The sequence below is a fragment of the Bradyrhizobium sp. SZCCHNS3002 genome (genome assembly GCF_032377435.1).
Lineage (GTDB): Bacteria > Pseudomonadota > Alphaproteobacteria > Rhizobiales > Xanthobacteraceae > Bradyrhizobium.
Map to the genome: position 1 here is coordinate 183,392 of NZ_JAUHHY010000011.1, position 11,919 is coordinate 195,310.

Annotated in this window: 10 protein-coding genes; 8 read left to right on the plus strand and 2 right to left on the minus strand. The window is 67.6% G+C overall.

Annotated elements, in window-relative coordinates; translation table 11 throughout:
- Positions 1 to 238: 238 nt before the first annotated feature.
- Both QW845_RS23780 and mutM read right to left on the minus strand, forming a co-directional pair.
- Positions 239 to 712: a cyclic nucleotide-binding domain-containing protein gene (locus tag QW845_RS23780; protein ID WP_315803949.1), complete on the minus strand. Its 474-nt coding sequence runs from the start codon at positions 710 to 712 to the stop codon at positions 239 to 241.
- Between the two features lie 78 nt (positions 713 to 790).
- Positions 791 to 1,672 carry a bifunctional DNA-formamidopyrimidine glycosylase/DNA-(apurinic or apyrimidinic site) lyase gene (gene mutM, locus QW845_RS23785; protein WP_315803950.1) on the minus strand — a complete coding sequence of 294 codons (882 nt, stop codon included), beginning with the start codon at positions 1,670 to 1,672 and terminating at the stop codon, positions 791 to 793.
- Between the two features lie 105 nt (positions 1,673 to 1,777).
- Between mutM and ubiE the strand changes: the two genes are divergently transcribed.
- The 8 genes from ubiE to QW845_RS23825 all read left to right on the plus strand — a co-directional run bounded on the left by ubiE (position 1,778) and on the right by QW845_RS23825 (position 11,805).
- Positions 1,778 to 2,539, plus strand: a complete 762-nt coding sequence (gene ubiE / locus QW845_RS23790) for a bifunctional demethylmenaquinone methyltransferase/2-methoxy-6-polyprenyl-1,4-benzoquinol methylase UbiE (protein ID WP_315803951.1) — start codon at positions 1,778 to 1,780, stop codon at positions 2,537 to 2,539.
- Positions 2,536 to 4,110, plus strand: coding sequence for a 2-polyprenylphenol 6-hydroxylase (gene ubiB, locus QW845_RS23795; RefSeq protein ID WP_315803952.1), 1,575 nt, complete (start codon positions 2,536 to 2,538; stop codon positions 4,108 to 4,110). Before ubiE ends, ubiB begins: the two co-directional genes overlap by 4 nt.
- A 207-nt stretch (positions 4,111 to 4,317) precedes the next feature.
- A complete protein-coding gene (gene coaBC / locus QW845_RS23800) occupies positions 4,318 to 5,745 on the plus strand; it encodes a bifunctional phosphopantothenoylcysteine decarboxylase/phosphopantothenate--cysteine ligase CoaBC (RefSeq protein ID WP_315803953.1) in 1,428 nt (475 codons plus the stop codon).
- Positions 5,742 to 6,200 (plus strand): dUTP diphosphatase, encoded by a 459-nt coding sequence (dut, locus tag QW845_RS23805; RefSeq protein WP_315803954.1) that lies wholly within the window; start codon positions 5,742 to 5,744, stop codon positions 6,198 to 6,200. Before coaBC ends, dut begins: the two co-directional genes overlap by 4 nt.
- 189 nt (positions 6,201 to 6,389) lie before the next feature.
- Positions 6,390 to 8,897 (plus strand): sensor histidine kinase, encoded by a 2,508-nt coding sequence (locus tag QW845_RS23810; protein WP_315803955.1) that lies wholly within the window; start codon positions 6,390 to 6,392, stop codon positions 8,895 to 8,897.
- Positions 8,894 to 10,447 (plus strand): tRNA (adenosine(37)-N6)-threonylcarbamoyltransferase complex ATPase subunit type 1 TsaE, encoded by a 1,554-nt coding sequence (tsaE, locus tag QW845_RS23815; RefSeq protein ID WP_315803956.1) that lies wholly within the window; start codon positions 8,894 to 8,896, stop codon positions 10,445 to 10,447. Before QW845_RS23810 ends, tsaE begins: the two co-directional genes overlap by 4 nt.
- Before the next feature lie 179 nt (positions 10,448 to 10,626).
- Entirely contained in the window at positions 10,627 to 10,932 is a 306-nt protein-coding gene (locus tag QW845_RS23820) for a PilZ domain-containing protein (RefSeq protein WP_008963143.1), read from the plus strand.
- A 150-nt stretch (positions 10,933 to 11,082) separates the two neighbouring features.
- A complete protein-coding gene (locus QW845_RS23825; RefSeq protein WP_315803957.1) occupies positions 11,083 to 11,805 on the plus strand; it encodes a nucleotidyltransferase family protein in 723 nt (240 codons plus the stop codon).
- The last annotated feature ends 114 nt before the right edge of the window (positions 11,806 to 11,919 follow it).

Below are 11,919 nucleotides of genomic sequence, written 5' to 3' on the forward strand. Positions count from 1 at the left end.
ACCCGAGCTTCTGCCGCGACGGCGGTGCGCTCCCTGGCCCCGCTCTTGCGGGGAGAGGGTTGGGGTGAGGGGCAGACGCGGGGCAGACACACGGGAAGTGTTCGTGGTGAGACCTGCCCCCCCTCACCCGGATTGCATCTCACGATGCAATCGGACCTCTCCCCGCAAGCGGGGCGAGGTTAAGGAGTAGCCCAGCCGTAGATCGAGCACGCTTCGCACTGCTTCGCCGCCCGCTCGCCTACCGCGACCCACCCTCCCGCATCTTGATCCGCGCATCGGCGCGACGCAGGCGGCGGCACAGCTCGCGATTGATGTTCTGCAGCACGATCACGTAGGCGTGGATGTCAGCCTTGTAGAAGGCATACAGCTTTTGCGCCGTCAGCTCGTACAGCACGGTCGGCGCTTCCGCGACCACGGTGGCCGATCTGTTCTGCATGTCGAGCAGGGTCATCTCGCCGAAGAAATCCCCGGGCTCGAGACGCGACATATGGATCGCGGCACCCGTCTCCAGGCGCTCACTGACCTCCAGCGTACCGCTATGCACGACGAACATCGAGCGCCCCGCCTCGCCTTCGGCGACGACAACGGCGCCCTTGTCGAAGCGCCGCTCGACCAGCATCGAGACCAGGAGATCGAGGCTCGCATCAAGCAGGCCGCCGAAGAACGGCGTCGCGAGCAGAAATGCTTTCAGGTCGGGCGAGCTGACAGCCATGGCGGCAGTATACGCCCACTCCCGTCCGCCACAAGCAGACCGGGGATGGCCAGCCGTGCCGGCTCCTCGGCCGCGACATCACTTCTGGCACTTCGGGCACCAGAAGGTCGAGCGGCCGTTCTGCACGAAGCGCTTCACCACGCCGCTGCAGCCGTCCGTCCGGCATGGCTCACCCTCGCGGTCATAGACCTGGAACGAATGCTGGAAATAGCCGAGTTCGCCTGATGTCTGGCGGTGATCGCGCAGCGACGAGCCGCCGGCGCGGATCGCCTCGTTGAGCACGGCGTGGATCGCCTCCACCAGACGCGTGGCGTGATCCGTGGGCTCGCCCTTCTTCGTTGCCAGCGTCGCCGCCAGACGCCGCGGCGACAGATGGGCGCGAAACAGCGCCTCGCAGACATAGATGTTGCCGAGCCCGGCGACCACGCGCTGGTCGAGCAGCGCGGCCTTCAGGCTGGTCTTCTTGCCGGCACAGGCGCGCGCCAGCATCGCGGCATCGAATTCATTGCCGAGCGGCTCCGGCCCGAGGCCCTTCAGATGCGGCTCGGTCTCGATGTCGCCGCGGCCGATGATCTTCATGAAGCCGAAGCGGCGCGGATCGTTGAAGACGATGTCGGCGCCCGACGACATGTGAAACACGACATGGTCGTGCACGCTGTCCTTGCCGCGCGGATAGTGAAACTCGCCCGGCGTCTCCTCGTGCTCCGGCTTGATCACCCGGAACGAGCCGGACATGCCGAGATGCATCAGCAGCACGTCACCGGAGTCGAGGTCGGCCAGCAGATATTTGGCACGCCGGCCGAGCCCGGTGACGGTCTGGCCCTGCAGGCGCTTGGCAAAATCGGGCTGAAACGGAAACCTGAGATCGCCGCGCCGGGCCTCGGCCTTGACGATGACAGCGCCTTCCATGACCGGCTGCAACCCGCGCCGGACGGTCTCGACTTCGGGCAGCTCAGGCATCCCTGCTCATTTCACCTTTTGCATCCGCGACCATTCACCTTGTCCGGCTGACGTGATAGCGCCTTGGCCGCATCAGCGCTATGGTGCCGTATCGGAGTAAGGGTGATGGATCAGCCGGACCAAACCACTCATTTCGGCTTCAGGGACGTGCCTCTGGGCGAGAAGCAGACGCTGGTGAACGACGTGTTTCACAGCGTGGCGCAGCGCTACGACCTGATGAACGACCTGATGTCGGGTGGACTGCACCGCGTCTGGAAGGACATCATGATCAACACGCTGAACCCGCCGAAGAGCGATGCGCCGTTTGCGCTGCTCGATGTGGCCGGCGGCACCGGTGACATCTCCTTCCGCGCCGCCAGGAAGGCCGGCGCCGGCTTCCATGCGACCGTGTGCGACATCAACGGAGACATGCTCGAGGTCGGGCGCCAGCGCGCCTACAAGCTGGGTCTCGACGACCGGGTCGATTTCGTCGAGGGCAATGCCGAGAAGCTCGCCTTCCCCGACCGCTCGTTCGACGCCTATACGATCGCCTTCGGCATCCGCAACGTGCCGCAGATCGAGCTGGCGCTGGCCGAGGCATTCCGCGTGCTCAAGCATGGCGGCCGCTTTTTGTGCCTGGAGTTCTCCACCGTCGAGATGCCAGGGCTAGACAAGCTCTATGACCTGTTCTCCTTCAACGTGATCCCGCAGCTCGGCCGCGCCGTCACCGGCGATGCCGAGTCCTACCGCTACCTCGTCGAATCCATCCGCCAGTTTCCGCGGCCCAACGCCTTCGCCGAGATGATCTCGGCGGCCGGCTTCTCCCGCGTGTCCTGGCAGACTCTCTCCGGCGGCATCGTCGCGCTTCATTCCGGCTGGCGTTTGTGATCTCCGCACTCACCCACATTACGCGGCTCGCCCGGGCCGCCCTGGTGTTCGCGCGCGAGGGCGTGTTCGGCGCCGTCGATCCGAGCCTGGCGCCGCCGCCGGGCCAGCTCGCGCTGAAGCTGGCGCGGCTCATCGAGCGCCCCGGCGCCAAGTCCGGGCCAAGATTGTCGCGCGCGCTGGAGCGGATGGGCCCGGCCTATCTCAAGCTCGGCCAGTTCCTGGCGACCCGGCCCGACGTCGTCGGCGTCATCATGGCGCGGGATCTCGAATCGCTGCAGGACCGGCTGCCGCCGTTCCCGCAGGCCGAGGCCGAGGCCGTCATCGCCACCGCGCTCGAACGCCCGATCAGCCAGCTGTTCACGCATCTCGGTCCACCGGTCGCCGCCGCCTCGATCGCGCAGGTGCATCGCGGCGAGGTCGAGCGCGACGGCATTCGTCGTCCGGTCGCGGTGAAGGTGCTTCGGCCGAACGTCGCTGCGCGCTTCCGCCGCGACCTCTCCGATTTCTTCTTCGTCGCCGAAAAGGCCGAGGCGCATTCGTCGGAGGCGCGGCGGCTGCGGCTGGTCGAGGTCATCAACACGATGTCGCGCTCGGTCGCGATGGAGATGGACCTTCGCCTGGAGGCCGCTGCGCTCTCCGAAATGGCGGAGAACATCAAGGACGATCCGGATTTCCGCGTGCCCGCGGTCGACTGGGACCGGACCGCCAACACCGTGCTGACGATGGAGTGGATCGACGGCATCGCGCTGAACGATCACGCCCGGCTCGCGGAGGCGAATGTCGATCTGCCCGACGTCGGCCGCAAGGTGATCCAGAGCTTTCTCCGCCACGCCCTGCGCGACGGCTTCTTCCATGCCGACATGCATCCGGGCAACCTGTTCCTGGACCAGCAGGGACGGCTGGTCGCGGTCGATTTCGGCATCATGGGCCGGCTCGGCATGAAGGAGCGGCGCTTCCTGGCCGAGATCCTGCTCGGCTTCATCACCCGCGACTATCGCCGCGTCGCCGAAGTGCATTTCGAGGCCGGCTACGTGCCGCCGCATCATTCGGTGGAGAATTTCGCACAGGCCATCCGCGCCATCGGCGAGCCGATCCATAACCGCACGGCCGAAGAAATCTCGATGGCCAAGCTCTTGACCCTGCTGCTCGAGGTCACCGGCCTGTTCGACATGCGCACCCGGCCCGAGCTGATCCTGCTGCAGAAGACTATGGTGGTGGTCGAGGGCGTCGCGCGCGGCTTCGATCCCAAGCTCGACATCTGGAAGGTCGCCGACCCCGTGGTGCGCGAATGGATCGAGCGCAATCTCGGGCCGATCGGCCGGATCGAAGGCGCCGTCACCGGCATCGGCGAGCTGGCCCGGCTGACCGCGACCCTGCCACTACTCGCCGCCCGCGCTGCCGCCGTGCTCGAGCACATGGAGACCATGACCCGCGACGGCCTCCGCCTGTCGCCCGAGACCATCGCCGCCATGGGCCGCACCGAAGGCAAGAAGAGCCGCTGGCGCGCGATCGCGCTGTGGGTCATCGCGCTGACCTTCATCGGCATTTTGTTCGCGGTGCTCAGGCTGTAGATTCGTAGGGTGGGCAAAGGCGCAGCCGTGCTGTCTCGTCGTACGAGATGGCGGTGACGCCGTGCCCACCGTCTCACCCTGGAGCCTGCCGATCGACGGTGGGCACGCTGCCGCCTACGGCGGCCGCTTCGCCCACCCTACATTGATTGCACTGCGATCAATTTCTGCTAGCATTGCTTGCATCTGGACCCTGCTGGGGAGGCGGACATGGCCAGCCTGACCATCCGCAAGCTCGACGACTCGCTCAAAACCTATCTACGACTGCGCTCGGCGCAGAACGGGCGCTCCGTCGAGGAGGAAGTCCGGGTCATCCTGCGCGCGCTGATCGAGCCGGTCGATCCGTCCGAGCCGACGACGGCAGCGCCAGCTCCAGCCGCTCTGCCTGAGCCTGGTCTCCCTCAGCCCGGCGCCGCCCGTGAAGCGCGCGTCACCCTGATCATCGGCGGCGGCATCGCGGCATACAAGTCGCTCGACTTGATCCGCCGTCTGAAGGAACGCCACATCCGCGTCCGCTGCGTGCTGACCAAGGCGGCGACGCAGTTCGTCACCGAGTTGGCCGCGTCAGCGCTGTCGGGCGACCGCGTGTTCACCGATCTGTTCGACGCGCGCAGCGAGTTCGACGTCGGCCACATCCGCCTCGCGCGCGACTGCGACCTGATCGTGGTCGCGCCGGCCACCGCCGACCTGATGTCGAAGATGGCGCACGGCGCCGCCGACGACCTCGCCAGCGCCATCCTGCTCGCGGCGAGCCGGCCGATCCTGCTGGCGCCGGCGATGAACCCGATGATGTGGAGCAACCCGGCCACGCGCCGCAACGCCGCCACCCTGCAGCGCGACGGCGTCCAGATGATCGGCCCCAACGCCGGCGAGATGGCCGAGAAGGGCGAGGCCGGCGTCGGCCGCATGGCCGAGGCCATCGAGATCGCGGACGCCGTCGTTGCCATGCTCAAGCCGCCGACGCCGCGCCCGCTCGCCGGCCGCCGCGTGCTGATCACGGCCGGACCGACGCACGAGCCGATCGATCCGGTGCGCTACATCGCCAACCGCTCCTCCGGCAAGCAGGGCTTTGCGATCGCCGCCGCCGCGCAGGCCGCCGGCGCCGACGTCCGGCTGATCGCGGGGCCGGTCGAGCTCGCCGATCCCAAGGGCGTCAACGTCACGCATGTCGAGTCGGCACGGCAGATGCTGGAAGCGGTCGAGGCCGAGCTGCCGGCCGACGTCGCGATCTTCGCCGCGGCGGTGGCCGACTGGCGCGTCGCCAATGAGGGCGGCCAGAAGCTGAAGAAGACGGACAAGGCGATTCCGCCGCTCACGCTGGTTGAGAATCCCGACATCCTCGCAACGATCTCGAAGCTCAAAGACAAGCGGCCAAGTCTCGTGATCGGCTTCGCCGCCGAGACCGAGCACCTGATCGACAACGCGAAGGCCAAGTTCGCCCGCAAGGGCTGCGACTGGATCGTCGCCAACGACGTCTCGCCTGCGACCGGCGTGATGGGCGGCGACCGCAACACCGTGCATCTCTTGACGAAGGACGCCGATAGCGTCCATGTCGCGTCCTGGCCGATCATGACCAAGGACGAGGTCGCGACGGCGCTCGTTGCCGAGATTGCCAGAACCATGGGACCCGTTGCGTGACACAGACGATCGCGATCGACGTGCAGATCCTGCCGCATGGCGAAGGCCTGCCGCTGCCGGCCTATCAGACCGCACATGCCGCGGGGCTCGATCTGCTCGCCGCGGTTCCGGCCGATGCACCGCTCGTCCTTGCGTCAGGCGGCCACGCGATGGTGCCGACGGGATTGTCGATCGCGCTGCCCGACGGCTACGAGGCCCAGGTGCGGCCGCGTTCGGGGCTCGCTGCACGCCACGGCGTCACGGTGCTGAACGCACCGGGCACGGTGGACGCGGACTACCGCGGCGAGATCTGCGTGCTGCTGATCAACCACGGCAAGGAACCGTTTACGATCCGCCGCGGCGAGCGCATCGCGCAGATGGTGATCGCCGCCATGGTGCGCGCCGAGCTCAGCCTCGCGACAAGCTTGACGACGACCGCGCGCGGCAGCGGCGGCTTCGGCTCGACGGGCCGTTGAACTACGGGCTTGCCACTGTTCCGACTCGAAAGAGTCGATCGGCGGACGCATTTTCCTCAGGCGCAACCACCGTTCACGGTCTGGACTCTTACCGCTGGAGTCCCGAAGCGGTTATGGTTGATTGATTCGTGAGACGGCGCGGTCGACGCGATCGGCGCCGCGCGGAACTTCGTGCGGTTTGGGGCAAATATGTCGGGCGTGATCGTGGTGATGCGTCAGACGCTGCTGTCGTGCACGTCACTTGCGCGCAAAGGCCTGATGGGTCTCGCTGCGACTGCGCTTGCGCCGGCGACACCGGGCTTCGCAGGCGATGGCGTGCCGCCGGATGCGATCACGACGCTGTTCGAGCTGAGCCGTCCTGATATCGCCGAGGTCACGGCGATGCTGGCGCTGCTCGGCTTCTCCGTGGTCGCTGCAGTGGCGCTGGTGCGCACGCGTCTGGCGGCCGGCCGGAAGGAAGCGCGGTTGCGCGCCGACGTCGCCGAACTGCAACTGCAGGCCGATCGCTACCGTGCGCTGCTGTTCGCCGAGCCGCAGATCCTGATCGCCTGGCCGGCCGGCGGCCATCGCCCGCAGATCTCCGGCGACACCTCGATGCTGGTGCCGCAGGATCAGCCGCAGCGCATTCTCGCCTTTGGAACCTGGCTGCCGCCGGAGCCTGCGCTGCAGCTCGACCGCGCCGTCGACGCGCTGCGCGAAGCGGGCGAAGGCTTCATGCTCAATCTCACCACCTCGCACGGCCATGCGATCGAGGCGATGGGCCGCGCCATCGGCGGGCAGGCCATCGTGCGCATCCGCGAATTGTCGGGCCTGCGCCGCGAGCTCGCCGAGACGCAGCTCCGCTTCAAGGCGCTCGGCGAGGAGACGGAGTCGCTGCGCGCGCTGGCATCGGCGCTGCCGTGGCCGATCTGGGCGCGGCAGGCCAATGGCGCCCTCGCTTACGTCAACCCGGCCTATGCCCGCGCCGCGGACGCCCGCGACGTGCCGGACGCGATCGGCCGCAACATCGAGCTGCTCGACTCGGCCGACCGTATCGACCTGCAGCGTGCGCTCGGCGCCAACGGCCGTTTCGAAGGCCGGCTGCCGATCGTGACCGGCGGCGAGCGCCGCATGTATGACGTGCGCGCCTTCATGCTGGGCCACGGCAGCGCCGGTGTCGCCATCGACGCCAGCGAGGCGGCGGCGCTGGATGCGGCCGTGGTGCGGATGCGGGAAGCACACCGGCGCACGCTCGACCAGTTGTCCTCAGGCGTGGCCGTGTTCGACGGACAGCGCCGGCTCGCCTTCTACAACGACTCCTATCGCCGGCTGTGGGGTCTCGATCCCACGTTCCTGGACAGTCAGCCGGATGACTCGTCGGTGCTCGATCGTCTTCGCGCCGCGCGCAAGTTGCCCGAGCAGGCCGACTTCCGGGCCTGGAAGGCCAAGCTTCACGAGGCCTATCGCGCCGTCGAGGCCGCCAAGGACACCTGGTTCCTGCCCGACGGCCGCGCATTATCGGTCGTCACCACGCCGAACCCGGAAGGCGGCGTCACCTATCTGTTCGACGACGTCACCGAGAGCTTCGCACTTGCCCGCCGCTTCGACGGCCTGATCCGGGTCCAGCGCGAGACGCTCGACAGCCTTGCCGAAGGCGTTGCGGTGTTCGGCTCGAACGGCCGGGTCGAGCTGTTCAATCCGGCCTTCGCCAAGATGTGGCGGCTGTCGCCGGATCAGTTGCGCGAGCATCCGCATATCGACACCGTGGAATCCTGGTGCCATCAGCTCTATGACGACGCCGTCGCCTGGCGCACCATCCGCGAGGCGATCACCTCGATCGAGAACCGGCTCGACGCGGCGCTGAAGCTCGAGCGCAAGGACGGCAGCGTGCTCGACTGCATGAGCCGTCCCCTGCCCGACGGCGCGACCATGCTCACCTTCCAGGACATCACCGATACCGAGAATGTCGAGCGGGCGTTGCGCGAGAGCAACGAGGCGCTCGAAGCCGCCGGCCAGATGAAGATCGACTTCGTCCACCACGTGTCCTACGAGCTGCGCGCGCCGCTGACGACGATCATCGGCTTCGCGCATTTCCTGTCGGATCCATCCACGGGACCGCTGACGCCGAAGCAGGCCGAGTATCTCGACTACGTCACCAAATCCACCAACGCGCTGCTCGCTCTCACCAACAACATTCTCGACCTCGCCACCATCGATGCCGGCGCCATGAAGCTCGAGCTCGGGCCGGTCGACGCCGCCAAGGCGATCGAGGCCGCGGCCGAGGGCGTGCAGGACCGCCTCGCCACCGATCGCATCCGCCTGACGATTGCGGTCGACCCCGATGTCGGCTCTTTCGTCGGCGACGAGCGCCGCGTCGTGCAGGTGCTCTACAATCTGCTCGCCAACGCCGTTGGCTTCTCGCCGCCGGATTCGAGCGTCGTCGTCAGCGCCCGCCGCACCGATCACAGCGTCACCTTCGCGGTCACCGATTCCGGCCCCGGCATTCCGCCCGAGGTGAAGGACAAGGTGTTCGAATGGTTCGAGAGCCATTCGCAGGGCTCGCGCCATCGCGGCGCCGGCCTCGGCCTGTCGCTGGTGCGCTCCTTCGTCGAGCTGCATGGCGGCAGGGTGCGGATGGATTCGGTGGTCGGCAAGGGCACCACGGTCACCTGTGACTTCCCGACCGACCACGTCGCGCAACGCAACGCCGCGGAATGACGGACCAGCTGACATTCACCACCGCGCTCGCGGACGAAGCCGCCACCGCCGCTCTCATGGCCGACCTCGCGCTGCTGATCGGCCCGGGCGCGCTGATCACGCTCACCGGCGATCTCGGCTCCGGCAAAACCGCGGCGGCGCGGGCGATGATCCGCTACCTCGCCGGCGACGACGAGCTGGAGGTGCCCAGTCCGACCTTCACCCTGGCGCAGAGCTACGACCTGCCGAGCTTCCCGCTGGTGCATGCCGATCTCTATCGCATCAGCGATGCATCGGAGCTCGAGGAGATCGGCCTGTCGCCGCTGCCGGAGGCGACCGTCGTGCTGATCGAATGGCCGGAGCGCGCCGGCAGCGCTCTGCCACTGGACCGCATCGACATCGCGCTGCGCCACGATCCATCGCGGGGCGACACCGCCCGCAGCGCCGAGGTCACCGGCAGCGGCAAGGCGGCCGCGGTGGTTGCACGGCTGAAAGCCTTGCGCGAATTCCTCGCCGAGGCCGGGCACGCCAAATCGCGCCGCGAGCGCATGGCCGGCGATGCCTCGACCCGCTCCTATGCGCGGCTCCACAAGGGCGAGCGCGTCTTCATCCTGATGAACTCGCCGAAACGGCCCGACGGCCCGGCAACCTACAACGGCAAACCCTATAGCGGCGCCGTGCATCTCGCCGAGGACGTCCGCCCATTCGTCGCGATCGCCGCCGCCTTGCGCGGGCGCGGCATCTCGGCGCCGAAGATCAACGACGCCGATCTCGGCCAAGGCTTTCTCATCACCGAGGATCTCGGACGCGAGGGCGTGATCGAGGGCGACCCGCCACGACCGATCGTGGAGCGCTACGAGGCCGCGACCGATCTGTTGGCCGCGCTGCACGCGCAGGACGTCCCCGCGGTGCTGCCGCTGGCGCCGCAGGTGACCTACAAGGTTCCGACCTTCGACATCGACGCGATGCTGATCGAGATCGGCCTGATGCTCGAATGGTACCTGCCCGACCGTGGTGTGGAGCTGTCGGAGGTGCTGCGCGCCGAATTCCTGGAAATTTGGCGCGAGTTGCTGGAGGCGCCGCTCGCGGCCAAGCCGACATCCAAGCCGACCTCCAAGCCGACCTGGGTGATCCGCGACTATCACTCGCCGAACCTGCTCTGGCTACCCGCCCGCGACGGCATCGCCCGCGTGGGCGTGATCGACTTCCAGGACGCGGTGATGGGACCGCCGGCCTACGACGTGGTCTCCCTGGCGCAGGACGCCCGGATCGACGTGTCGCCCGAGATCGAGCGGGCGCTCCGAGAGCGCTACATCGCCGCGCGCCAAGCTGCGTCGACGGAGTTCGACGCCGACGAATTCAGCGCGCACTACGCGATCATGTCGGCCCAGCGCAACACCCGCCTGCTCGGCACCTTCGCCCGCCTCAACCGCCGCGACGGCAAGCCGCATTACCTCAAGCACCAGCCCCGCATCTGGGACTATCTCCACCGGTCGCTGGCCCATCCCGCACTGGAGCCGCTGCGCGACTGGTACGCGGCGAACGTGCCGCCGCCGGCGGGCATAGCTTGAAGCATCCTCTCATGGCACCGACGGTCCACTCCCCTCCCCCATGCGGGCAGGGGAGCCGACCGTCGCCATGGCAAGCTCGCACCATCGCTCTCACACCGTAGCTTTACCGGTTCTTAGCCATCCCCCCTTACCTTGCGCCCGCGGCGCCGATTGCGCACCGCGCGTGAATGGAGGTTGCGATGGCAGAGCGGATGAAGGGCGAACGCGTCGTCTTCGAGCGCGGCATCCCGGCTTTCATGATGGGCATCGACGGCACCTGGCGCCGCAACTGCACCATCGAGGACGTCTCGGAGACCGGGGCGAAGCTGACGGTCGAGGGCTCGGTCGAAGGCCTGCACCTGAAGGAGTTCTTCCTGCTGTTGTCGTCGACCGGCTTGGCCTACCGGCGCTGCGAGTTGGCCTGGGTCAATGGCGACCAGATCGGCGTCACCTTCCTGAAGCAGGGCAAGAAGAAGACCAACAAGCGCGCCACGGCCGAAGCCTGACCGAGCCACGACAGCCTGCGGCATCTTGCATCACGACGGCCGGGCAGCCGTCGCATATTCGTCATCGGCCCAGGCTATCGCAACCGGCCGAGACGATAGATGTTCTTGCGTGGTATGATTCGCACCACCGTTGATCGAGATGCCCTGAAGATGCCCGTCAAACCGCACAAAGCCATGGTCCTCGCCGCCGGTCTCGGATTGCGCATGCGCCCACTGACCGAGACGATGCCCAAACCGCTGGTGCGCGTCGCCGGCCGCCCGCTGCTCGACCATGTGCTCGACCGCCTCGCCGAAGCCGGCGTCACCGAAGCCGTCGTCAACGTCCACTATCTCGCCGACCAGATCATCGAGCACACGGCCGCGCGCAGCACGCCCCGCGTGATCATCTCCGACGAGCGCGACCAGGTGCTCGGCACCGGCGGCGGCGTCGTCAAGGCGCTGCCGCTGCTCGGCCATGAGCCGTTCTTCCACGTCAACTCCGACACGATGTGGATCGAGGGCGTGCGCCAGAATCTGTCCCGGCTCGCCGACGCGTTCGATCCCGAACGCATGGACATCATGCTGCTGATGGCGCCGACCGCGACCTCGATCGGCTACGCGGGTCAAGGCGACTACGCGATGCTCGCCGACGGCACCTTGCGCAAGCGGCGGGAGCATCAGGTGGTGCCGTTCGTCTATGCGGGCGCCGCGATCATCTCGCCGGCGATCTTCGACGGCGCGCCGAAGGGCGAGTTCTCGCTGACGAAGATGTTCGACAAGGCGAACGAGCAGGACCGCCTGTTCGGCCTCCGCCTCGAAGGCGTGTGGATGCATGTCGGGACGCCGGCTGCTGTGATGGAAGCCGAAGAGGCGCTGCTGGAGAGTGCGGCGTAGACCCCCGGGGCGAAGCCATCACCTCACACTCGGTATCATCCGGAGCGCAGCGGCTTTTCTCCGTCATTGCGAGCGCAGCGACCCAATCCAGAGTCCCGTGCTCAGCCCTGGATT